This is a genomic window from Sporosarcina jeotgali, from assembly GCF_033304595.1.
In the GTDB taxonomy this organism is placed as follows: Bacteria; Bacillota; Bacilli; order Bacillales_A; family Planococcaceae; genus Sporosarcina; species Sporosarcina jeotgali.
Genome location: NZ_CP116341.1, coordinates 527,954 through 550,834, shown reverse-complemented (window position 1 = coordinate 550,834; position 22,881 = coordinate 527,954). Strand labels below are relative to the sequence as shown.

Here is a 22,881-nt window from a genome sequence, read left to right as displayed (position 1 = left end):
CATATCCAAATTTATTACTTTAACCGATCTCAGAAAAGCTCTAGTCAGATTCGGCCAGAGTCCTTTTCAAGATATGAATTCAATTAAATAACCCATAAGCGGCGCAGCTCCTTCTTATGGATTAATCGGCTCAAAAAAAAGAGCCGTTCCGAAAAGTCATGAACTGACATTTCGAAACGGCTCTGGAATTTTTCGTAGAGAGAACTAGCACGCGCTGATTTTCTTTAGTCAAACATAAGCAGCTTTACAACTTTATGCAGTCCAATCCCCTTCTATTATTCTCCTTTAGCATTTCCTTTTTCAATTGCAGTATTCGTTCGATCAGCTGCTTCTGCAAGTGCTGCCTGATACTCCTTCCCTTCGTACATCTTTTCCAATGCGGTGACAATGGCCTGCCGGGATTCACGATGCGCCGTGAACAGAGCACCTTGGTTTACAGGAGAAGATTCTGCGTCGTGCAGCTGATCTATCACTGCTTGATAGTAAGGCTGGTTTTCCCATTTCATTTGAACTGTTTCTTCTTCATACGCTTTCGGGTTGCTGGCTAAATAACCGGTTTTCACATGCCATTCCGCTTGAACTTCTGGCGTTAAAAAGTAAGTGAGAAACGTAAGAGCCCCTTCTCGCTGCTCATTGTCAATTTCGTTTGACACCCATACGGATGAGCCGCTGGTGATTACGCCTTCTCTTCTTAACTCATCTCCTCCTGGCACAAAGGCAACGTCCACATCAAATGCTGCGTCGGACATTACTTTTTCGATATGAGACGAAGATTCTAGATAGATTGCCGTCTTTTCGGAAACAAACGCATCGCGTGTATCCTCCCAGTCCGGTCCAAAGCTTTTGAATGTCCCGGCTTCATTCATATCCTGTAATGTACGGAATACCAGACGTCCTGCATCGCTGCTGAATTCAGCCTTTGTCGCATTTCCCGCCCGGCCGTTACGCTCGTTGACATACTCGCCGCCTATAATCGCGAGCCAGTTTTCAAAAAGCCAGCCCTCAGAGGGAATTGAAAATCCTGTTGCTTGATCGGTTGTCAAAGTCTCCCCTGAATGGATCAGTTCAGAAATCAATTCAGGTCCTTTTTCCGAATCGAGTCCTGCCTCTTCGAATAGATCTTTGTTGTAAACCATCATCGGTATTGACGCAGTTAAAGGAATGGAAACCAATTTGTCCTGATAGTTGTAATGGTTCAAAACAGCAGCGTCTAACCCAGTGATGTCAATCCCGCCACTATCCGCCAACGTTTGTATCGGCTCGCCTTTACCACTGTCTAACATAGATTTTGTATCTAGATCTTCTATTTGAATTAATGCAGGCGCCTCTTTCTTTCCGCTCACTTGCTGCCATTTCTCCATCGCTTTTTCATAGCCGACTTGAAATTCAGCGGTCACTTCAACCTGATCTTGTGATTCATTAAATCCTTCCACGATGCTTTCTAAGGCTACTTGTTCTTCACCAGACAAACTGTGCCAAAATTTAATGGAAGGTGTTTTCATATCCGATGCGTTTGGCTGATCTGTGTCAGACTGAGAAGGATCTTTTCCTGTTTCCGGATTCCCGTCCGGTGTGTCGGATACCTTATTTGTACAAGCAGTAAGAACACCCAGAGTTAAGATTGTTACGATAAGCAAAACAGCATTCAGCATTTTCCTCATATCGTTCTCCACCTCTTCTCTCAATTTGTTGTTCCTAAAGAATTAGTTAAATGGAAAAATCATCTGCACAAATATATTTATTTTTCAGTTTAATAATAACATATTTTACGTTTCCATTCTTTTCCAATAGACGTTCAAGACTAACGTCACAAGGAAATAAAATTAATTAATTTAGCATTTTCCATAAATCATAATCAAATGTTCCTATTCATATGTCTCGAAATTTGTCGATACATGACGTATATCCTTCCGATGGATGTTTTCCCATTAACTTCAATTCTTCACATTACCTTTAGAATGGCGGTCAATATATGGAGCTTACGACACAGCGTTTTAAATATAAGCGTCTTTTTTTACTCATTATCTTTGTAGTTCTTCTGCCAATTATTTGTGAAGAACTGCTCATTCAGTTTTATCATCTGGACTTTAAAAACAAGATTTGGTACAACCTATTAGGGACCAGTATTATGCTTCTATTCTCTATACCGATTTTCATATATTTGATTCAAAAAACGGAAAGAACGGCCTCTTCTTTGCAAAAGCAGCTGATTGAGAATGACAAGATTCATCAGAAGCTGACACTGTCCAATATTGAATTGGACTATAATGCCAATCACGACTTTCTGACAGGTCTTCAAAACCGTTACAGACTTTTTCAAGTCCTCGACAAAATGGCTGCAAAACGTTCAGAGCTTGCCATTCTATTTATCGACCTCGATCGTTTCAAGTCCATCAATGACACGATGGGCCATTTGTCGGGAGATATATTCATAAAAATGGTCAGTATACGTCTGAAACAAGCAATTCCAATGGGAGCACAAGTGTTTCGTCACGGTGGCGATGAGTTCGTCATTGTATCTGAATTGCCTAATTCAAGAGCTGTTGAAATTGCCGAGCAGATACTCAATGCGTTTAAAGAACCGTTCGAAGTCAACAACACATTGCTATATACCTCTGCAAGTATCGGTATCAGCCACCTTCCCGAACACGGTTCAGATTCAGTGACATTATTAAAAAACGCGGACCGGGCTATGTATCGGGCAAAAGAGGCAGGCGGCAACAGCTACAAAGTATTCTCCCAGCTGGCAGAAGATGATGACCAGAAACAATTGATCCTGGAAAATGACCTCCGGAATGCATGTGAAACGGAACAATTACTCGTCCACTACCAGCCTGTCATTGACTTGTCAACTGGACGCCTTAAAAGTTTTGAGGCGCTGGTGCGCTGGAAACACCCTGACTTGGGACTTATCCCGCCTGGAGATTTCATCCCCGTGGCAGAGCGTTCAGGATTGATCAACGAAATTGGTACATGGGTGTTAGAATCTGCGTGTGAACAAGTAAAACAATGGCATTATTTAAATGACACGTTAGGTCTTGCAGTAAATGTCTCTATTCGCCAGTTCAGAAACCCGCAATTCCCGAGTGTCGTCAGAGACGTTCTCGAAATCACGCAGTTTCCTCCTCATCTGCTCATATTGGAAATTACCGAGTCCATGATGCAGGATGATTACGAGTCTGTACGCATTATCGAGGAAATACGTGCACTTGGCGTGAAATTAGCCATTGATGACTTTGGAACAGGATATTCTTCTTTAAGCAAGCTTGGATTTTTACCAATTGATTATCTGAAAATTGACCGGTCCTTTACTATGGAGATGCTGACTCATCCACCGATTCAATCCATTGTACAAACGATTATCGATATGGGTCGCAACCTCGATATGGAGCTTATTGCTGAAGGAATCGAAGAGGAAGGCCAATCATCAATTCTAGCAGAGTGCGGCTGTCAATTTGGTCAAGGGTACTTGTTCAGCAAACCACTGCCTGCTGAAGAGATAGAAACTGCGTATTGCCTTTCCTCATTGTTGAAAGTTAACTGAATGAAAAAGCTGCTAACGCGTCTATAAAGACACGTTAGCAGCTTTTTTTATTACACGCAGATGAGCGAAAAAAAATCCACACCTCTATTAATAGAGGTGTGGACAGGCTGAATCGATCAGTTCCAGTGGCCTTGATCGACCAATTGTTTTTTACTCTTGAATGCATAAAATATCGCAACAATGTTAATGACGAACATCGCAACAATGATCCAAAGAACCATTGTGTATGTTCCCGTGAAGTCATAAACATATCCATATGCCGGCAACGCAATAATAGATGCCACTGCTAGTCCCAGTGAAGCCATTGCATAGATCTGACTATAGTCTTTACTGCCGAATAATGTAGACGCAAGCGTTGGCGCAAGTGTACCAATTGACGCTGCCATGAAACCAAGTATACCAGCAGCAATTGTAATGAGTGTCGCACTTTCAGAGAAGAATAGTAACATGAAGATTGACAAAATACCTAGTAACATCGCAAGCAATGACGTATTTTTAGAACCGATTTTATCACTAAGCACACCTAGAATCAGCGCACCCAGTAAAACACCGATCATATAAATCCCCATCACCGTTCCAGAAAACTCAACAGAATATCCTTTGTTCGCTAGGAACGTTGGGATATGAATTGAGAAACTCGCAATTGCAGTGATCAGGAAGAAGAAGAGTGTCAATGCATAAAATGCACCGGATTTCTTTGCAACGGCCATTGCAATCCCTTTATCATTCATGTCTGTCGCCGCTTCACCATCTGCAGCTGCGCCATACGGCTGTAACCCTTTATCTTTTGGTGATTTACGGATAAGCAGGAGAATAACAGGAATAACGATGATCAAAACAGCTGCACCGATAATGATGTACGTCTGACTCCAGCCTCTGCTTGCAATTAAATTACCAGCGATCGGTTGGGAGATCGCACCAAGTGCTCCTGCAGCCGCACCCATGATACCGAGTGCCAGTCCGTTACTTTTCTTGAACCATTGGTTGATTAAAACCGGACCCGCAATAACAGTGATGAACACGCCTCCGACTGCCAATGGAATAGACAAGATATACCAGCCCCATACAGCTTTCATGAAGCCGAATGCAGCGAATGCTCCTGCCTGTAAAATGATAGCACCAATAAGCAGCGCTTTAATGTCATACTTCGCCATCATCTTTCCGCCAATTGGCAAGAAAATCAATGTGACAATTGAAGAAATACTTAAGTAAAGCGTTAGATTTCCAATACCAATTCCTAAGTCCTTAGCAACCGGAGTGATGAAAAGACCCGCTGTATTATTAAGTGCACCTTTCCCAAGTCCGACCATCAAACAAAGTCCTACTAGAATCCACCAGGCATAGTGAATTTTACTTTTCGTCTTATCCATAAAATTACCACCTTGTATTTGTTTTTTGTATTGCTTCCACCCTCGAAATACCGCGACATTTCTAACTAGTATAGTATACCATTTCATGCTAGTGTTTTGACGTCTAATTAAATAATAAAATTCTTTCCAGTAGTCTGAAAAGAATTTTCAATGTACTATCCAACTGTTTGTAAAAATCGATACGATGACTTTCCGTTTTCCAGCTTACAGGACCCCTTTACTCAAAACTAACATCATCCAGGTCATCTGCATAAGGCATCGCTGTTAAAGCGCCTGCTTTTGTGACACATAAAGCCCCCATTTGATTGCCAAAACGAATCACTTTTTGCCATTCAGTAGTATTCTTCGGGTACCCATCTAGATGAAGCTGACGTAAAATCCCTGCCATGAATGCATCCCCCGCACCAGTTGTATCCACAGGAATTGCTTTTGGAGAAAGTATTTGAAACTGTTCACCATGAATGATCGCGAGCGTGCCACGATCACCCTGCGTAATCAAGACTACAGGAATTGAAAAAGCCGATAGTCGGAGTATCCCCTCATCCAGCGTATCCGTATTCATCATGAACATCAGCTCTTCTTCCGTCAGCTTAACGAGATCTGCACTAGTCAGAAATGAAACTGTTGTTTCGCGGCAAAGTTCCTCACTTTCCCAGCGCAGCGGTCGGATATTCGCATCGAATGAAACAAGGGTTTCCGTTTCTCTTGCAAGGTCTACTGCTTTCCGGGTCGTTTCGAGAGCCGTCGGATGAAACATTGTACCTGAACAAATATGTAAAATAGATGCTTGTTGGAAAGTTTCTCGTTGCAAGTCATTTGCAGTTACTTGCATATCTGGTGTTTCATTTTGATAGTTTGAAAAGACGCGATCATGTTCAGGTGTTAAATGGACATATACCCCGTTTACCCGTTTTTCCGGCTTTACAATTGAAGGGGTCAAGTCCACTCCTTCCTTCTCCAGTTCTTTGCGCACAAAGTCTGACGTTTCGTCGTCTCCTGTTATGGTGATGAAAGATACGGGTGCACCCAATCGTGCAATGCCAGCTGCTACATTGACTGTCGCTCCGCCTAAATAAGTATTAAATGATGAATTTCTCTCGTCTTCTGCAATGTAATCGACGAATACATCGCCATAAATCAGTACATGTTTCTTCATTATATATGGTGTACTCCGTTTCTAAGTTTTTATACAGTTTATCATGGAAGTGCCCCAGATAGAAGAGTAGCTATTTTACGCATCTTCAACTCAAAATGACGATTATTCTCTCCCAGCACTGCAAATCGCTCTCTCCATTGAAGATCAAAAAACTGCCTTGTCCTAAGACAACGCAGCTATAAATCGAATTAGTTATTTGCTAACAAATGCTCAGATTGAGCCTTGTGTTTCGCATAAAGGGAATTGTTCGGCTGTAATTCAATCGCGTATTCAATCGCCTTGATCGCATCTTCGTGACGACCCAGCGAGCGTAAACTGTTCGCAGTATGGAACCAGAAATCATAGCGTTCAGGATGTCTTCGAACAAGCTCTTCCATTACTCCAATGGCTTCTTCGTGCCTGCCGAGTTCCCGTAAGTAATTCGACTTGTGATAGAGGAAGAAGGGATTTTCGAGCGCTAATGCAGCCCCTTTGTCGAATTCTTGCAGCGCATCTTCTGCTTGGTTCATCAGACGGTAACATCCTGCTGTGTAAAAATAGAACTCCAGCGCATCCGGTGCAACTTCCAAAGCCCGGCTATAGTGTTCAAGTGATTCCTTGCAGCGGCCTTGCAGAGACAGGAAATAACCAGCGTAATACAGCAAGTCCAAGTTATCCCCGTCTGACTCCAGTGCGGACTGAATCGTTTGTGAGGCTGCTGACCAGTCACCATCCGCTGTAAAAGCCTTCGCTTCCATTACCGCGGGATGCTGAGGATCTTCCAATGTCTCTGTCAGGATTTCCAGAACGCGATTCTGCTTCTGTTCATCTGCGTAATGGACTGCTGACCTGCCATCGAAGTCTTGTAGATGAGCAGAAGCACCTGCATCGTGCAGCGTCTGCACCACATCCGTATACAACCTTCCGCCATCACCTAGAATCACTGCTTCCAGTAATGCAGACCACCCCAGATGATTCACATGATCAATTGGAACACCAACTGCTAAACAGGCTTCTACAGTATGTAGATACCCTTTTTCAGAAGCAGGCAGCAATGCGGTTCCGCCAAAACGGTTCACACTGGCTACATCTGCACCTGCTGCAGCCATCAGCTTCAAAGACGCTGTAAACCCATTCGCGCCAGCGCAAATGAAAGGTGTTAACTCTGTGGTATCACGATGATTGGGATCACTGCCAGCCACAAGCAATTGGGCAACTGCATCTACGTCATTGCGCTGGACCGCCATCATGAGCGCAGTTCTTCCTATTTCATCCGTCGCCTCAATATCTGCATGCTGTTCGAGTAATTGTGAAATCAGCTGATGGTTCCCTTGCTGGACTGCATCTATCAACGAGGTGTTTCCTTCCATGTTCTATCCCCTTTTCAAAATCGTATACTTGCTATTTTCAGTGTACTCGATGTGGTGGAGTTTTTCCTCAAAAGACAATCAGACTGGGAATGGGGGCATTCACACCAAGCAGACACTGAAACAATTGCACAACAGCTCCTTCATTAACCATGCTATACTTTTTTCATAGAAAGGATGATTCCATGAACCAGCATCAGGCACTCAAACAAACATTTGAACACGCGCGCACCTACTTCCCCAGTCTTGGGAACACGTATAAAGGCCGTCCAGTCCTTTTTTTCGACAACTCCGCGGGGACACAAGTGCCGCAATTCGTCATTGACCGTGTCACGGACTATTACATCCATCGGAATGCGCAGAAAGGGACCATTTTTGCTCGTACAGCAGAGATGCAGCAAACCATTGTCGATGCCCGGCAGCTCGCTGCAGATTTAGTCGGTGCAGCAGATCATACTGAGATTGCATTCGGTCAGAATGCAACAAACTTCTTCCATTTGTATGCACATCATCTTGGAAGAGACTTGCGTGCAGGGGACCATATTATCATTACAGAAGCGGATCATCACGCAAATGTGAATCCATGGCTGGAGCTGGCAGAACGAGATATTCACGTTCACGTATGGAATGTCGATTCACAAGGAAACTTGGATTTTGATCACTATGAAAAACTGCTGGCGCTGAAACCGAAAATCGTTGCAGCAGGATGGGCGTCAAATGCGACCGGAACCATTCATGACATGAAACGAATTACAGCAATGGCACATGAAGCAGGCGCACTTGTTGTGGCGGATGGTGTGCAAGCCGCCAGTCATATTGCAATGGATGTAAAGGCAGCAGGTGTCGACTTTGCAGCATTTTCAACCTACAAAATTTTCGGTCCTCACATGGGATTCGGATATATAAACAGAGATCGGCTCGAACGGCTGGAGGGCTGGCGGATTCAGAAAGAATTGGGGAAAGACGCCTATTTCTTTGAAGTCGGCTCGCAAAACCATGAAGGGATCGAAGGGTTCATCGGCTCGATGGAATACTTAACACGACTAACAAAAGATGCAGAAGCCAATGGGCTTGTATTAGATGAGGCCTTGTTTGGAATCTTACGTCCAAGCCGCCGTAACATTGCCGGTGCCATGCATTTCGCTCATTTGTATGAACAGCAGCTCACCAATCACTTCCTCGCTAACCTTGCAGAAGCAGAAGGTGTTATCTTATATGGAAAGAACGCAGCACATGCAGATGAACGGCTGCCCGTGTTCTCGTTCAATATCGAAGGAATTGAAACGGATATGCTTGGTCATGCCTTGAACGATGCGGGTGTCGAAGCGAGGACTGGGAACTATTTAGCGATTAACCTTATGAAGCGATTAGCTGCACCATTTGGAGGAAGCGCGCTTCGGATCAGTCTCGTCCATTACAATACAGTCGAGGAAATCGATCGATTCTTCAACATTTTATCCAACGTAATTCAACAATTGAAATCGCGTGTTCACTAATCTTATACCGATAGAATCAGTAAAATGCCCGCACCTGTTATTTAAACAGATGCGGGCATTCAGTTTGTCCGCGGTTAACGTCCGCAGCATTTCTTATACTTCTTCCCGCTGCCGCATGGGCACGGGTCGTTGCGTCCGACTTTGACTTCGGGTGCATCAGGCTGCTCCGTCAACGGTTGCACGTCAGAACGTTCCAATTCAAACATCTCTTGAGGGGTATGCCCTCTGTTTTCAATAAGACGGACCGCATTCGCAACATTAATAGCAACAGGAACGATTTGTTTCACACGCTCTTCAGGCAAGCGGCCTGCCTGCGCCATCAGTCGTCCGATGACTTCCATGAAATTCGCATGCCACATCGATAATCCCGTCATGAACGTATGGAGCATCCGATCAATTTGAATCTGAGGAATGTTTTCCTTCTGGAATAACTTTTCCAAATGAACCAATTCAGGTGTTTGATCATAATACCCAGGGTCCGCATAGCGAAGCAGCTGTTCTTTTGGAGGCTGATAATACGGTTTCTCAATGGTTTCCCTGACAAATTGTTCAGGAACGATTCCTGCGAGCTTCGGACCAAGGAAAACGGAATCTTTAAATAGAATATCTTCTTTTTTCAGGCTTGAGGCTACCTTGTCCGATGTCAGGAAATCTTGCAAGTTCTTAACTGTAAGCTGGTCTTCATTTTGAATGTTATACAGAGTAACCACTTGTTCAAACTGGACCATTCCATATAACCGGGTCATCGCTTTAATATAAAGCTCTATATCTTCTTGCTGCGCAGAATTCAGTCCATGGTTTACTTGCTTTTTGGGAGCTGGTTTTTCAGCTTTAGCCGCTGCTTGCTCCTCTGACAGTTCAGATTCGCGATACGGGTCGCTAATAACCATGTAATTTTTATGATGAATATGATCCCATTCCGTTTTCTTATATTTAACTAATTTCAGCATGTCATTGATTCGATCTTTATCATAAGAGTGATATCTCGCACTGGATACCCATTGCTTCATATGATCATGCTCGGGATGTGAGGGATCATTCATGATAGCCAGGAATGAGGAATATCCCGGCGGCCCTCCGACGTCTTCTGGAGGAGCTGTTCCTTCCCCGTCAAGCAAAGTCGGGAAACCGAAGTGATAATCTTCTGCAATTTCTTCGAGGTCAATCGAGAAGCGCCAGTCATCTCCAAAATCATATGTGTACATCAATTGCTTGTGTTTCTCCAAATATTCATCAATTTTCACCCGCGTCGGAAGCTTAGGAATGAGTGTTTTAGAGTGCTTAAGTTCTTCTCGCTGAACTGGATTGTCTGTTATGCACAATCCATCAACCTCAACTTCAAAAAAGTGATACGGCCGATCCGTATGGTAACTCTCAAAGTTTGTCATTAGCTGAATCATTTCATGGAGACGATTGAACGTCGCGCCTGCAGGCATGATCACTCTTCGCCTGACAGCAGGTTCTACATGAACCATTGTAATGTTTACGATATAAGACTTCATTGAGTCACCTCATCTATTGCATGTATTAGGTTGCTAGTGAGATTAAGTGTATCATAATTTCCCCGTGCATTGCGGCTGCAGAAGCCGGGATAGCGAAATTGCTTAGTTTTTCCAGCTTAACGCTTCCGTTGCAAGTGAATTCGAAAAATTCATTGACATTGAAACAGCTATCCTCTATGATTAATTTAACTTTCAGAAAGCAGGTGATGACTATGACTAATTTCAACTTGACACATGTAAATTGGATTGGACCCATACCTTCACCTGCCATGCCCTAAACTCGGCATGTTTCTTCTGATATGCGCGTGAAAGCATGGAGTCCGATCCAGGACACTATGCTTTTTTTATATGCCCATATTTAGGAGGAATAGAATTGAACACACTGCAAAATTACGGTTGGAACGAACTTCACCAACTGAATTGGAATGAACAGAAACACGACTTCAAATCAAGCAACTGCACAGCTGGACGCGTGATTTTAGAACACAAACATATGTATCGGGTTATAACTGAACACGGCGAGTGGCTTTCTGTCTGCTCTGGATCTTTACTCCATCACGCACTCGACCGAAGAGATTATCCTGCCGTCGGTGACTGGGTCGCAATTGAACAAATGCCAGGCGAAGAACGCGGGATCATTCATTCGATTCTTCCGAGAACTTCCATTTTTTCTCGTAAAACTGCAGGAGACTCCATGTCTGAACAGCTGATTGCAGTCAATGTCGATATCGTATTTCTGGTCACTTCCATGAATGATGATTTCAACATTCGAAGACTGGAACGGTACTTGGTCGCAGCCTTTGACTCGGGGGCAGTTCCAGTTATTGTACTGACAAAAGCAGATCTGAGTGATACTCCTGATGATTTCATCAACCAAGCACGCGACATTGCATTCGGCACTGATGTACTCGCTGTCAGCAGTAAAACGGGTGCCGGAATTGATCAGCTCACAACTTTGCTTAAAGGCGGGAAAACCGCGGCTTTACTAGGCTCATCAGGTGTCGGGAAGTCATCGTTAGTCAACGCAATCTGCGGGGATCAGACCATGACAGTCCAAACAATCCGGGAAGATGATGCCAAAGGACGACATACAACAACTCACCGCGAACTTATGCCGCTCCCTGCAGGCGGCGTCTTAATAGACACACCCGGTATGCGGGAATTTCAATTATGGAACGACAGCGAGGATATTGAAGGCAGTTTTTCAGATATTGACGCACTTTCCGAGTCATGCAAATTCAATGACTGCAGCCATAGATCCGAGCCGGGATGTGCCATTTCACAAGCGTTAAGTAACGGTTCTCTTGCGGAAGACCGTTTCGCCAGCTACCTTAAATTGCAGCGGGAAATCGCATACTTGGATCGAAAAACGGATGCACAAGCACAATCTGCTGAACGAAAACGATGGAAAGCTCTTACAAAATCCCAGCGTAAATGATGGTTGGACAATAAAAAACGAAAGCGGCTAAAGAATCGGCTGCTTTCGCGTTTTCTTATTTTAAAATGGCTTTCACAACCAGCTGGACAATCAAGCCGACAATGACTAAGCGCAATAGAATACGAACGTGTTGCGGGTTCAGTTTTTCTGCAATGCGCACTCCGATTTGAGCGCCGGATAAAGAGCCTAAGACAAGTACGAATGCAATCGGCCAAATAATTTTCCCCATCGCGATATAGCTGATGGCAGCTCCTAACCCGCTAGAAAACGAAGCGAGCCGAACAAATCCTATTGAGCGCATGTAGGAAATCCGTAATTGATTGAACAAATAGAGCAGAAGCGTACCTTGCCCCGGGCCGAATAAACCATCGTATAGCCCGATGCCGACCAATCCAGCGACGCCGGTTTTCGAAGGCTGCAGTGTCGCTTGTCCCGCAAAGTCTGCTTTCGATAGAAATGATGTAAAAAATGCACCGACCAGCAAGACAATCGCAAGTTTATAAAGTGCGGACTCTGGAATATGGGTTGCGGTAATTCCGCCCAATGTCCCTGCTGTCAGGGAGACTGGTAAAATCCACCATGATTCGCGAAGAGTAATCTCTTTTTTCAATAAAACGGTTAGAAACGTAGTGAAGGAACTGAAAGTCGTGGAGATTTTACTGGCTCCGATTACAGAATGGATTGGAATTCCCATTAGCAGCATCGCGGGCATCGTAATAAGTCCACCGCCCCCTGCAAGCGTTCCAAGCATCATTGCAACCAGCGCTATAAAAAAGAGCAAAATGTATTCCATCGTCATCTGCCTCCTCATCTGTTGTAGTATACCTCTCTCCGACAGATAAGGTAATTCGTTAGTTACGAATGAATAACATAAGCTCTTCTTATAGTGCACTTATTGCACCAATCACCACATATCCAACAATCAAGCTTCAGAGGACGAGTTCACCTTGTCAATTTGTTTCTTTTTCTTTTTCCATTCAGGATAAGATTTACTGATGAATGGGATTTCGTCGCATCCTTGAGCTTTGTTGGTATAGACAGCCATTACGAACAACACGTTTGCCATGAGCTGGGCGAAATCGAAAAGGATTTCTGGAACGTCGCGTTCTAACGATACTTTGTGGAGAGCACGTACCGATTTCTTAGCTTCACTTCGGCACACGTGAAGGACAGTGGCCGCATGGGTGCCTTGCGGGAGGACGAATTGTTCGATCAATTCACCCAGTTCGTTCACATACTCATCATATACGTCGCTAAGACGCTGAAGGTCTTCAGGGAAGATCGCTTGTTTCCCGCGGACTGAACCATTTAAGTGGTAGGCAAGCGGCTGGAGCCAGCGAAGATCGGTTTGAACTTTTTCAACGTCTTCAGTTAAAGATAAGGCTTCCCCGATTCGAGTCGTCAATGAATCTGTACGAATTTCAAAGTCTACCGTCGATGCAGATTCTCTCATGAATGGATAACATATATAACGCATGTCTTTTTTCATTTGAATACCTTCTTCCTATGGGTTTCATTTGAACCAGTATAGCATAATAAAAGAACACAATATTTGCAGAACGAAGAATAAAATCTGTGAATTATCATTGGAGGTACGGCATGCTGACAGCAAAACAACTTAAAGGAATCCAGCAGTTACAACAGCAATGTGAGCAATACGACACGATTGAACTGAAATTAAATTGGGAGATGCTTCGGGAACGGACAGATGATTCACTGGATTTCTTTGTTTTTAGGGATGAAGAACTCATTGCCTACTTAGCGCTATACGGATTCGGTTCCACAGTTGAAGTTTGCGGCATGGTGACTCCGGAAGAACGCAGAAATGGACACTTCACAAAACTCTGGCATGAAGCGCAGCAAGTGATTGAAGATAAAGGATTCAAGAAGGTGTTATTCAATGCACCCGGAACTTCAGAATCCGCGAAAGGATGGATGTCAGTACAGCCGTGTGACTATTCGTTTTCCGAGTTCCATATGCATTGGCATGCGAAAGAATTGTCGGAAACGGCAGACATCGCATTGAGAACGGCCGTCCCGGAAGACAAATCGTTTGAAACTGCATTGGATGCAGAAGCGTTTTCGCTTTCATTAGAAGATGCGGAATCTTATTACAGTGAGCGCTTATCGCGTGTTAAAGAACAACGCTATATTATAGAATCAGGCGGAACCGCGCTCGGCAAAATTCGAGTAACCCGCAGTTACAATGAATCCTACATTTCTGGATTTGCAATCCTCGCCGATTTCAGAGGTAAAGGCTATGGCGGTCAGGCGCTGCAATGGATTGTTCAACATGAAATCCCGACTGGAAATACCATTAAATTAGATGTCGAAACTAAAAATGAAAACGCATTGAAGTTGTATGAGAGAATCGGATTTGTGCAACAAGAACGGCAAGATTATTATGAAGTACTCCGCAACTTAGCAGTCAAATAGGAAGACACGGTTGTCTGTTCAGGCATTTCGATACAGTTTGGACAGAAGAATACGGCACATTGGATCCTCTTGCTTTTCATCAGCTTGAGGTTTCCCCCCTCGATGGACGCAGGAATTTATTGGGCGAAGCCCGCGTGATTAGGAATGGAGGAATTACCGGAGCATGCGCAAACGAAGCTTGGTTCGGAGATTGTTGGGTTTATTATCAGAAAGGCGGTCTGTTTTCAATTATTGTACAGTATGTAAAGAGAGGAATGGAGAAGCATTTGGTAAATTGCATCAGCAACAGGATGACGTACGATTCATTCATCGATGTCTAATGGCAATACCGGACCGTTCTCTAAGTATCTTGAATATGTCCACGTGCCATTGGAAACATCCGTACACGTCCGATCGACACATGTAAATACATAAGATTGGCGATTGGTTACTACACTTACTTCGTAATTAGCCATTGAAGATGGGTCCCCCGCATTGAATCGACTTACACCTTGCTGGATGGAGTAGACGGTTTCCTTGGATGCTATATCCTGATACTGTTTGTTATCGAGCACCATCATGGTCATTTCGCCTAAGATTACTTGATCCTCCAGGTTTGGCGAGTATGAACGATACGTGTACCGGTCGACGGCCATATACAAGACAGTGACGATGCTGGCAAATAAAACTATGGAGAGAATAAGCGTTGACTTTTTCATTGACAGCAGCTCCTTTTTGACATGAACTTAATCACTATTTAACATACTCAAAAGGCATATTGATATTGTGCAGGTTATTTGGCTTCGTTCTGCTAATCTCAGCTTGTCAGTCCCCATTCCGCAACGATACGTAGCCTGATTTCTCTAACAGCTGCTGCCCTTCTTCTGATACAATCCAGTCGATGAACGGCTGAACATTCGGATTATCCGTGCCAGCTGTAACGGCATAAATATCACGGACTAGCGGGTATTCACCTGATCGGATTGAGTCGTTTGTCGGAGCTACTCCGTCTATTTTAAGCAGCTTGATTTTATGCTTTTCCATTAATTCCAACGTTGTAAATCGATAGGAAAATCCAATTGCGTTTTTATAGTTATGGTACTCAGATTGTTGCTGAACGGTACCGTGGCCATCTGCAAACTCGTCCTCAGTCGCAGGTTTCATCAGCGGTGTACCTTCCATAAATTGCTCTATCGCCTTCTGACTCCTGCTGCTCGCTTTCCGCTGATATGCGATAATCGGCATGTCATTCCCACTTACTTCTTTCCAGTTAACTATATTTCCTGCATAAATCTTCCGGATTTGCTGAGCCGTCATGTTTTGCACCGGATTTTTTCCGTTCACGAAAAAGACGAATGCTTCTTTTCCAATAGGCGTCACTGACAGTTCAAGCCCTGCCTTTTTTGCTTTTTCATATTGCCATTTCATAGGGGTGCTTGTGAAAATCAGATCTGCCTTGCCTTCAATTAAATGGGTAAACGCTTCCCCTCTGCTATCTTCCATGACGAGACCGCCATCGCTATACGAAGGATAATGCCCTTCAGGGTAAACAGCTTCTGCAAAAGCGGCATACATAGGGTACAACCAAGTGTCACCATCCAATTTCGGCAATGACTCCTGAAGTTTTAACGATGCAGGTGTTTCAAGCCGTGCAAGTTTAGAATCCTCTCGATATGGTTCGTAAAAAGTTGGATTCGCTTCTTCATCTACTTTCGGAATGCTTTCCGTGTATGCTTCCCGAAATGGCACATAGCCGGTAATTGCCAGAGCAATGCTGCCGATGCCGAGGAAGGTGAAGATCCTCTTTCGCGTCGTGAAAAATTTATGTAAGGATAAGGAAACTCCTAAGAATAAAACTGTCGGAAATACTATGATTAAAGGAATGTGATACGCCGTTCCATTTAGCGTCGCAATTATGAAAGCAACAAAAGTTATAACGACGAGTATAACGAGCAGCGTTGCTGATAAAAAAGCAGCCAATTGAATCCTCTCCTATCCGATATACTTTCTATAGTCATTGTCAGAACGGACCATTAAGTGTATTATTACACCATTGATTACTTATGTCAATGCGCTGGTGTTTCATTTTTATGGGGTGCTGGTTTTCTCCGACACTTTTTGGTAATTGTCGGACACTATGGGGGATTTCTCCGACATTCGAGTGAGTTTCTCCATCACTCACGGACATTTCTCCGACACTTCGCGGAGTTTCTCGATAACGGGACACAATTCAACTGCGTTTAGGGATTAATTGGTAGCGCTTCGCGCGTTGAGGGATGGGCTAACCCACTGGGTGAAGGGGACGCTGGCGTTCTCCGACACTTCTTGGTGACTGTCGGACACTGCGGGAGAGTTCTCGTACACTCGAGTAAGTTTCTCGATCACTCACGGACTTTTCTCCGACACTTCGCGGAGTTTCTCGATAACGGGACGCAATTCAACTGCGTTTAGGGATTAATTGGTAGCGCTTCGCGCGTTGAGGGATGGGCTAGACGATGGAGAATAGTGGAATCGGCCAGCTTCGTGTTGGAATCGGCCACTTGGCTTGCGGAATCGGCCAGATCCCGGGGTGAATCGGCCATTTGGAGCAAAGAATCGGCCATTTGGCTTGGAGTATCGGCCAACCCCAAGAATTCATCGTCTCCCGCTCCCCTCCATGCAAAAAAAGCACCCGCAGCTGCGAGTGCTTTTTTGCAATTCATTTACATAAACATACCAGCGATTGTACCGCTCATCAGGTTTGCGAGCGTACCTGCGATGACTGCTTTGAAACCGAGTTTCGCAACAACTGCGCGCTGGTTTTCAGCAAATGCGGTCATGCTGGCAATCAGGATTCCGAGGGATCCGATGTTCGCGAATCCACATAACGAGAATGTCAGGATTGCGACGGTTTTATCCGACAGCGCTTCAATCATTGGCTGGAATGATGTGAATGCGACCATCTCGTTCAAGATTACTTTTTGACCGAGCAAGTTACCTGCTGTCATTGCTTCAGACCAAGGCACGCCCATTGCGAACGCCAGTGGTGAGAAGATGTATCCGAAAATCTGCTGAAGTGAAATGTCTGGATGACCGAACCAGCCACCGATTCCGCCAAGAATTCCGTTCGCCATAGCTAGAAGTGAAATGAATGCAATCAGCATCGCAATAATCAGCCCTGCCATTTTCAATCCTTCAGCGGCACCTTTTGTGACTGCATCGATTGCGCCTGGCTTCACTCCGCCTTCGCCAATCAATTCTTTCGGCTCATCATCTACAACGTTTTTCGGAACTTCTGTTTCAGGAATTAAGATTTTCGCAAACACGAGACCTGCCGGAGCTGCCATGAAACTTGCTGACAGCAAATAATTGATCGGGATACCGAGTGCTGCGTATGCGAGCATCGTTCCGCCTGCTACTGATGCGAGTCCGCCAACCATGACAGCGAACAATTCTGATCGTGTTAATGTTTTAATGTATGGCTTAATAATAACCGGTGCTTCTTGAAGCCCTAAGAAAATGTTAGAGGCTGCAGTAAGGGATTCCGGCTTGCTTGTTCCTAGAATTTTCGCCAATCCTCCGCCGACAATCCGGACGAAAAATTGCATAATTCCAAAGTGGTAAAGCAGAGAAATGAGCGCAGTGACGAAAATCGCCATTGCTGCCACCCGGATTCCGAAGATGAAACCTGTCGGAGCGGATGAATCCGCCAGACTTCCAAAGACGAATGCGAGTCCTTCATTTCCGTAATGGATCACGTTTTGGATACCGCCAGAAAACTTTTCAATTACTGCTCGTCCGCCTGAAGACTTTAAGACGAGATAACCAAAGAAAATTTGCATGGCAACCCCAATTACTACGACGCGGTAATTGATTTTGCGTTTGTTGTCCGAGAGCAAAAAAGCAACGAAAAGGATGACGAGGCACCCAAGTAAGCCAGTTAGGATATTCATTAGTTTCTCCTCATGTAAATGGATTATGATGCGATGTGTAATCGGTTTCATACAATTTACCACAGGTTGAATAGGAGCGTCAATAACAAATTGTGACATACTATTTAAAGCACCTTGAACGGTTCCATAATTATTGGTATATTTGTGTAAACGATTACTTAACAGAGGAGATACTGATGGCTACCATTAAAGATGTAAGCAAGTTAGCAGGTGTTTCAGTAGCAACCGTTTCCCGATACTTGAACAAGAACGGCTATGTCAGTAAAGAAGCGGCAGCTACCATCTCAGCAGTCATTGATAAGCTCAATTATCGGCCGAATAATATCGCAAGAAGTCTTGCGGGGATGAAAACCGCGACAATCGGTTTGATGGTCCCCGATATTTTGAATCCTTTTTTCCCTGAGCTCGCCCGCTCAATCGAAGATGCTGCAAACGAATACGGCTACACGGTCATGTTGTGCAATACAGATAACGACTCGTTGAAAGAACAAAAGTACATAGACACACTGCTTCAAAAACAAGTCGATGGAATCATTATTTCTTCCTATACAATCGAGCCCGAGCATTTAAACGGACTGCAAAAACAGTCCATCCCTGTCGTCCTCATGGACAATGTGTTTTCCAATGACTCCGTCGTTTCCTTTACCGTTGAAAACCGGCGCGGCGGTGAATTGGCCGTCGAGCATTTACTGACGCAGGGATGCTCGAAAATTGCTCATATATGCGGGCCCCTGACGATTACTTCATCCCGGGAACGAACCGCCGGCTTTGAGGATGCTAGCCGCAGGACGGACTGGTTTACCCCGAGTTTGATCGGCTATAGTGATTTCACCGTTAATGGCGGCTATTCCACAATGAAAGAGCTGCTGGCGCTTCATCCGAATTTAGACGGTGTGTTTGCAAGCAACGACTTAATGGCTGCAGGTGCGCTGAAAGCCTTGCAAGAAGCAGGGAAACGCGTTCCCCGAGACGTGAAAGTGATCGGTTTTGATGGAATCGGGTTAGAGATGATAACACCGGAACTTTCAACGATTGCCCAGCCGATATACGAACTCGGCAAAACCGCGATGGATTCGCTGGTCGGGTTAATCCGAAAAGAACCGGACATCGTTACCGACCGAGTCTTTCCAGTCACCCTGATTGCCAAACAATCTACAATGAATGAATAAAAGGAGCTGTCCTTAATGGGCGAGCTCCTTTCGTTTGTCGCGGGCTATAATCTCCATGATGACAGACAGCAGCACTCCGACAAGCAAGCCGTTGCTAACGAGCGGCTGAAGCATGACTGGAAATGAGCTGAACGTTTCTGGAGGTGCATTCAAAATACTAATCCCGACAAGCATCGGAATCGTAAGTCTGTATAAAGATCCCGTTTCAATCTGCAGTTTTCGGATATTCCGGATGGCAGTACTGAAGAGTTGCAGATACGCAACGAATAGAACCGCGTCCCCCACTGGCGCAGGGAGCGTTGAAAAAAAGCTGCCTAACGCAGGAACAAGCCCAAGAATGATGAATAGTAAACTTCCAAGGATGAACGGCCCTCTTTGCAGAATTCGTGTACTCTGGAGAAATCCGATCGAGGAGGAATAAGGTCCTAAGGGAATTAATCCGAACAGCCCAGCAAAGATTGTCCCTGCGCCCGTCACATAATAAGATGCTTTGTAGCGTTTCGCAGAGGTTTGACTGTCATACAGTTCTTCCACCGTTGAAATCGCAACGAGCGAGTTCGCCATATTAATAAGCCCCGCGATGAATGCCGTGACGACAATTCCGATATGCAATTGCAGTCCGCCTAACGGGAACAGATGGAAGATGGTGCCCCCATTTGACGGTGCCGACTCACTTCCAAAGATGACTACGTAAGCGATCCATCCCCCCAGCATGCCAATCAGTATTGAAAAGTTCGCAATGCTTCCTTTGCCTTTCATTGACATAATGAGCACCGCGATGACGATGGCCACTGAAATCACCGCAACCGGCAAATTGATGGCACCGCCTTCGCTGATTCCCATCATTCCTTTGAAAAAGTACAGAATGAGCTGGACCGAAAGTAAAAATAAGTAAGTCACTAAGACAATCGGGTTAAATATTTTCTGTAATAGTTCTGTAAATCCAAGCGCTCCAAGAACAATCGTCACCGCTCCTGCAAGCAGCATACCGAGCGCCAAGCTTCCTCCGAGCTCTGCATAACTGAGTCCCATAGCAGGTGCGGAAGCGCATAGGCTTAGTACAAGTCCCCACCAGATCCCGCCATGACCTTCAAGCAGCGGATAGCGATGGCTAATGGTAGCCTGCAGCAGGCTCATTATGCCGATCGTGACGAATGAAGTTCGGATGAGTCCGGCCGTTTCCGCTTCTGTCAGACCAAATGCCATTCCGATCGATAACGGAACGACGACTGTGTTGACGACCATGAAAAAGAGCCACTGCACGCCTGCGACTGAAAAGGCGGGTGCTGATAAACGCGGCATAATACCTCCTGCTTTCTATTTGAAAAATCGAATGAAAAAAGTCTGACATTCCGATGTCAGACTCCTCCCAATTGGTTACTTCCCTAACGTGTCCACAAGTTTCCGGATGAATCGAGCCTCATCCACTTCCATGCATACGTTCACATTCGGTTCCTTCTTGTAATAATTTTTGAAGTCACAAACGGTTTGTCCATCACACAGTTCACTTTTCGTTTCAACGTCAACGTAGTACTTCTCCGTTTTCACGAGTGTCCGATCGAGGGCAACGCCAACTGCTAGCGGATCATGCATTGAACATGCCTCGTGGCCGTTTCGCTTCAAGTAGTGATTCATGTAATGAACCGTAGATTCCTCAACGAAGTCTCGTGCAGGACCTGGTTGAATCGCTTCGACGTCTTTTTTCGTCAGCAATGTGTTCGCTGTCACGTCAAGTCCAACTAACGTAATCGGAATCCCTGAGTGGAAGACGATTTTCGCAGCTTCCGGATCGATGTATATGTTGTACTCAGCAGTTGCTGTAATATTGCCTGGATGGTCGACAGCTCCGCCCATGATGACAAGTTCTTTCAGCCACTCTTTGAGACGCGGCTCTTTGCGGATTGCAAGCGCCATGTTTGTGAGTGGTGCAAGTAAAATCACCGTGATCTCGCCTGGATATTTTTTCGCTTGTTCTATGATGAAATCAGGTGCAAATCCTTCATCCCGAATTTCCACTTTCATGTCTTTCAGCGCGCCGCCAATTCCGTCGTTCCCATGGACACTTACTTCGAAAAATGGTTCGCGCATCAATGGACGGGATGCTCCTTGAACCACTTTCAAGTCGTCACGGCCAAGCAATGTTGTCACTTTACGTGTATTGATCGTCGCTTGTTCTAAAGACGTGTTACCGTTCACCGTCGTAATGCCGAGGATGTCCGCTTCCCCGCTCTTTTCCGCAAGCAAAATCCCGATTGCGTCGTCAATACCAGTATCTACGTCAATGATCACTTTTTTCATGCTTGTCCCACCTTTTCACATTCTAGTAGTTCCGTAATGCAGTGTAAACCTGTCGCAACGCCATATTTCAGCGCATCCAAATTTACGTGGTAGTGCGCGTTATGCCAAGGGAAGTTCTCCTTTTCGGATGAACCTGTACCCCAATACATGAAGACGGAAGGAACTTTACTTGCAACGATTGAAAAATCATCGCCGCTCATATACGGGTGTTCATTGACAACAACAGATTGGTCTCCAAACGTAGAAGTAACCGATTTCGTTAGTACATCTGTCAATTCAGGATGATTCCAGCTCGCTGGATATCCCTTACTGAAGGTATATTCATACGATCCGCCCCAGAAATCAGTGATGGAACGAAGCAGTACTTCAAGTTGGGATGCGATTTTATCTTGAGTTTCTGTTTTAATGGTACGAACTGTTCCCGAGATTTCCACACGACCGCAAAGTACGTTGGAAGTCGTCCCGCCTTTGATAGTTCCGAACGTGATGACGCCGTTATCAAGTGGAGAGGTTTGGCGTGACACGATATTTTGGACACCTGTAACAAATTGACCTGCCATTGCAATTGCGTCAATTCCTTGCTGGGGCGCAGCAGCGTGACCGCCTTTACCGATTAGCGTAATGTACACACGATCCGTATTCGCAAGCATGTATCCAGGTTTCATCTCAAAAACACCTGGAGCAAGGAATGGGTTCGTATGAAGACAAATCGCCGCGTCGACTTTAGGATTCTCGAGGATTCCTTCTTCGATCATCGGTTTCGCCCCGCCCGGCTGCGCTTCTTCTGTCGGCTGGAACATGATTTTAACGGTTCCGTTCCATTCGTTTTTGCGCTCTTTCAGGATCGTTAAAATCGCGAGACCGATCGTCGTGTGCGCATCATGACCGCACGCATGCATGACACCTTTAGTTGTCGAGCTATAGTCGAGTCCAGTGTCTTCTTCGATTGGCAATGCGTCAATGTCGCAACGCATTAAAATCGTCTTTCCAGGGTTCGCTCCCGAAATTTCCGCGCAAACGCCTGTTTTCGCCATCGCTCTGTGTGTAATCCCGATGCGATCCAATTCTTGTTGAATGAAGCCTTGAGTATTTGTTTCTTCCTTACTCAATTCGGGATTCATGTGTAAATGTTTGTATGTGTCTCGGAGATACCCGTCGAGGCGTTCTTCGATCCATTGGACAGAAATCGTTTCCATCGTATCGTCCCCTTTTAGT

At 45.0% G+C, this 22,881-nt stretch carries 19 protein-coding genes; 5 read left to right on the top strand and 14 right to left on the bottom strand.

The window, feature by feature from the left end; all coding sequences use genetic code 11:
- Positions 1-275: 275 nt before the first annotated feature.
- A complete protein-coding gene (locus PGH26_RS02570) occupies positions 276-1,661 on the bottom strand; it encodes an ABC transporter substrate-binding protein (RefSeq protein WP_323692471.1) in 1,386 nt (461 codons plus the stop codon).
- Positions 1,662-1,972: 311 nt separating this feature from the next.
- On the opposite strand from PGH26_RS02570, the gene PGH26_RS02565 reads away from it, so the two are divergent.
- Positions 1,973-3,544: a putative bifunctional diguanylate cyclase/phosphodiesterase gene (locus PGH26_RS02565; protein ID WP_323692470.1), complete on the top strand. Its 1,572-nt coding sequence runs from the start codon at positions 1,973-1,975 to the stop codon at positions 3,542-3,544.
- Between the two features lie 116 nt (positions 3,545-3,660).
- On the opposite strand, the gene PGH26_RS02560 is transcribed toward PGH26_RS02565, so the two are convergent.
- The 3 genes from PGH26_RS02560 to PGH26_RS02550 all read right to left on the bottom strand — a co-directional run bounded on the left by PGH26_RS02560 (position 3,661) and on the right by PGH26_RS02550 (position 7,419).
- Complete coding sequence (locus PGH26_RS02560) at positions 3,661-4,914, bottom strand: MFS transporter (protein ID WP_323692469.1); 1,254 nt, start codon at positions 4,912-4,914, stop codon at positions 3,661-3,663.
- 217 nt (positions 4,915-5,131) lie between these two features.
- Entirely contained in the window at positions 5,132-6,070 is a 939-nt protein-coding gene (locus tag PGH26_RS02555; RefSeq protein ID WP_323692468.1) for a carbohydrate kinase family protein, read from the bottom strand.
- Positions 6,071-6,258: 188 nt separating this feature from the next.
- A complete protein-coding gene (locus tag PGH26_RS02550; protein WP_323692467.1) occupies positions 6,259-7,419 on the bottom strand; it encodes an ankyrin repeat domain-containing protein in 1,161 nt (386 codons plus the stop codon).
- Between the two features lie 182 nt (positions 7,420-7,601).
- Here PGH26_RS02550 and PGH26_RS02545 point away from each other — a divergent pair, with 182 nt between their 5' ends.
- A complete protein-coding gene (locus PGH26_RS02545; RefSeq protein WP_323692466.1) occupies positions 7,602-8,912 on the top strand; it encodes an aminotransferase class V-fold PLP-dependent enzyme in 1,311 nt (436 codons plus the stop codon).
- Between the two features lie 74 nt (positions 8,913-8,986).
- On the opposite strand, the gene PGH26_RS02540 is transcribed toward PGH26_RS02545, so the two are convergent.
- A complete protein-coding gene (locus PGH26_RS02540) occupies positions 8,987-10,414 on the bottom strand; it encodes an IS1096 element passenger TnpR family protein (RefSeq protein ID WP_323692465.1) in 1,428 nt (475 codons plus the stop codon).
- Positions 10,415-10,787: 373 nt separating this feature from the next.
- On the opposite strand from PGH26_RS02540, the gene rsgA reads away from it, so the two are divergent.
- Positions 10,788-11,852, top strand: coding sequence for a ribosome small subunit-dependent GTPase A (rsgA, locus tag PGH26_RS02535; RefSeq protein ID WP_323692464.1), 1,065 nt, complete (start codon positions 10,788-10,790; stop codon positions 11,850-11,852).
- A 55-nt stretch (positions 11,853-11,907) separates the two neighbouring features.
- Here the strand turns inward: rsgA and PGH26_RS02530 are convergent, their stop codons facing one another.
- Complete coding sequence (locus PGH26_RS02530; protein WP_323692463.1) at positions 11,908-12,645, bottom strand: sulfite exporter TauE/SafE family protein; 738 nt, start codon at positions 12,643-12,645, stop codon at positions 11,908-11,910.
- A gap of 129 nt (positions 12,646-12,774) precedes the next feature.
- Positions 12,775-13,341, bottom strand: a complete 567-nt coding sequence (locus PGH26_RS02525; RefSeq protein ID WP_323692462.1) for a hypothetical protein — start codon at positions 13,339-13,341, stop codon at positions 12,775-12,777.
- Positions 13,342-13,451: 110 nt separating this feature from the next.
- Between PGH26_RS02525 and PGH26_RS02520 the strand changes: the two genes are divergently transcribed.
- Positions 13,452-14,288 carry a GNAT family N-acetyltransferase gene (locus PGH26_RS02520; RefSeq protein ID WP_323692461.1) on the top strand — a complete coding sequence of 279 codons (837 nt, stop codon included), beginning with the start codon at positions 13,452-13,454 and terminating at the stop codon, positions 14,286-14,288.
- A gap of 302 nt (positions 14,289-14,590) precedes the next feature.
- On the opposite strand, the gene PGH26_RS02515 is transcribed toward PGH26_RS02520, so the two are convergent.
- The 4 genes from PGH26_RS02515 to PGH26_RS02500 all read right to left on the bottom strand — a co-directional run bounded on the left by PGH26_RS02515 (position 14,591) and on the right by PGH26_RS02500 (position 18,199).
- Complete coding sequence (locus PGH26_RS02515) at positions 14,591-14,986, bottom strand: hypothetical protein (protein WP_323692460.1); 396 nt, start codon at positions 14,984-14,986, stop codon at positions 14,591-14,593.
- A 106-nt stretch (positions 14,987-15,092) separates the two neighbouring features.
- Positions 15,093-16,247, bottom strand: a complete 1,155-nt coding sequence (locus PGH26_RS02510) for a PstS family phosphate ABC transporter substrate-binding protein (RefSeq protein WP_323692459.1) — start codon at positions 16,245-16,247, stop codon at positions 15,093-15,095.
- A gap of 508 nt (positions 16,248-16,755) precedes the next feature.
- Positions 16,756-16,905 carry a hypothetical protein gene (locus PGH26_RS02505; RefSeq protein ID WP_323692458.1) on the bottom strand — a complete coding sequence of 50 codons (150 nt, stop codon included), beginning with the start codon at positions 16,903-16,905 and terminating at the stop codon, positions 16,756-16,758.
- A 64-nt stretch (positions 16,906-16,969) separates the two neighbouring features.
- Entirely contained in the window at positions 16,970-18,199 is a 1,230-nt protein-coding gene (locus PGH26_RS02500; protein WP_323692457.1) for a NupC/NupG family nucleoside CNT transporter, read from the bottom strand.
- A 176-nt stretch (positions 18,200-18,375) separates the two neighbouring features.
- Between PGH26_RS02500 and PGH26_RS02495 the strand changes: the two genes are divergently transcribed.
- Positions 18,376-19,368, top strand: coding sequence for a LacI family DNA-binding transcriptional regulator (locus PGH26_RS02495; protein WP_323692456.1), 993 nt, complete (start codon positions 18,376-18,378; stop codon positions 19,366-19,368).
- 12 nt (positions 19,369-19,380) lie between these two features.
- On the opposite strand, the gene PGH26_RS02490 is transcribed toward PGH26_RS02495, so the two are convergent.
- The 3 genes from PGH26_RS02490 to PGH26_RS02480 form a co-directional block, all read right to left on the bottom strand.
- Entirely contained in the window at positions 19,381-20,670 is a 1,290-nt protein-coding gene (locus PGH26_RS02490; RefSeq protein ID WP_323692455.1) for a uracil/xanthine transporter, read from the bottom strand.
- A 75-nt stretch (positions 20,671-20,745) separates the two neighbouring features.
- Positions 20,746-21,666: a nucleoside hydrolase gene (locus tag PGH26_RS02485; RefSeq protein ID WP_323692454.1), complete on the bottom strand. Its 921-nt coding sequence runs from the start codon at positions 21,664-21,666 to the stop codon at positions 20,746-20,748.
- Complete coding sequence (locus PGH26_RS02480; RefSeq protein ID WP_323692453.1) at positions 21,663-22,862, bottom strand: M20 metallopeptidase family protein; 1,200 nt, start codon at positions 22,860-22,862, stop codon at positions 21,663-21,665. Before PGH26_RS02480 ends, PGH26_RS02485 begins: the two co-directional genes overlap by 4 nt.
- Between the last annotated feature and the right edge of the window lie 19 nt (positions 22,863-22,881).

Excerpts from the sequence above, each read along its gene's own strand:
- PGH26_RS02570 (WP_323692471.1), bottom strand. The coding sequence starts at position 1,661 with ATGAGGAAAATGCTGAATGCTGTTTTGCTTATCGTAACAATCTTAACT.
- PGH26_RS02565 (WP_323692470.1), top strand. The coding sequence starts at position 1,973 with ATGGAGCTTACGACACAGCGTTTTAAATATAAGCGTCTTTTTTTACTC.
- PGH26_RS02560 (WP_323692469.1), bottom strand. The coding sequence starts at position 4,914 with ATGGATAAGACGAAAAGTAAAATTCACTATGCCTGGTGGATTCTAGTA.
- PGH26_RS02555 (WP_323692468.1), bottom strand. The coding sequence starts at position 6,070 with ATGAAGAAACATGTACTGATTTATGGCGATGTATTCGTCGATTACATT.
- PGH26_RS02550 (WP_323692467.1), bottom strand. The coding sequence starts at position 7,419 with ATGGAAGGAAACACCTCGTTGATAGATGCAGTCCAGCAAGGGAACCAT.
- PGH26_RS02545 (WP_323692466.1), top strand. The coding sequence starts at position 7,602 with ATGAACCAGCATCAGGCACTCAAACAAACATTTGAACACGCGCGCACC.
- PGH26_RS02540 (WP_323692465.1), bottom strand. The coding sequence starts at position 10,414 with ATGAAGTCTTATATCGTAAACATTACAATGGTTCATGTAGAACCTGCT.
- PGH26_RS02530 (WP_323692463.1), bottom strand. The coding sequence starts at position 12,645 with ATGGAATACATTTTGCTCTTTTTTATAGCGCTGGTTGCAATGATGCTT.
- PGH26_RS02525 (WP_323692462.1), bottom strand. The coding sequence starts at position 13,341 with ATGAAAAAAGACATGCGTTATATATGTTATCCATTCATGAGAGAATCT.
- PGH26_RS02520 (WP_323692461.1), top strand. The coding sequence starts at position 13,452 with ATGCTGACAGCAAAACAACTTAAAGGAATCCAGCAGTTACAACAGCAA.
- PGH26_RS02515 (WP_323692460.1), bottom strand. The coding sequence starts at position 14,986 with ATGAAAAAGTCAACGCTTATTCTCTCCATAGTTTTATTTGCCAGCATC.
- PGH26_RS02505 (WP_323692458.1), bottom strand. The coding sequence starts at position 16,905 with ATGAATTCTTGGGGTTGGCCGATACTCCAAGCCAAATGGCCGATTCTT.
- PGH26_RS02500 (WP_323692457.1), bottom strand. The coding sequence starts at position 18,199 with ATGAATATCCTAACTGGCTTACTTGGGTGCCTCGTCATCCTTTTCGTT.
- PGH26_RS02495 (WP_323692456.1), top strand. The coding sequence starts at position 18,376 with ATGGCTACCATTAAAGATGTAAGCAAGTTAGCAGGTGTTTCAGTAGCA.
- PGH26_RS02490 (WP_323692455.1), bottom strand. The coding sequence starts at position 20,670 with ATGCCGCGTTTATCAGCACCCGCCTTTTCAGTCGCAGGCGTGCAGTGG.
- PGH26_RS02485 (WP_323692454.1), bottom strand. The coding sequence starts at position 21,666 with ATGAAAAAAGTGATCATTGACGTAGATACTGGTATTGACGACGCAATC.
- PGH26_RS02480 (WP_323692453.1), bottom strand. The coding sequence starts at position 22,862 with ATGGAAACGATTTCTGTCCAATGGATCGAAGAACGCCTCGACGGGTAT.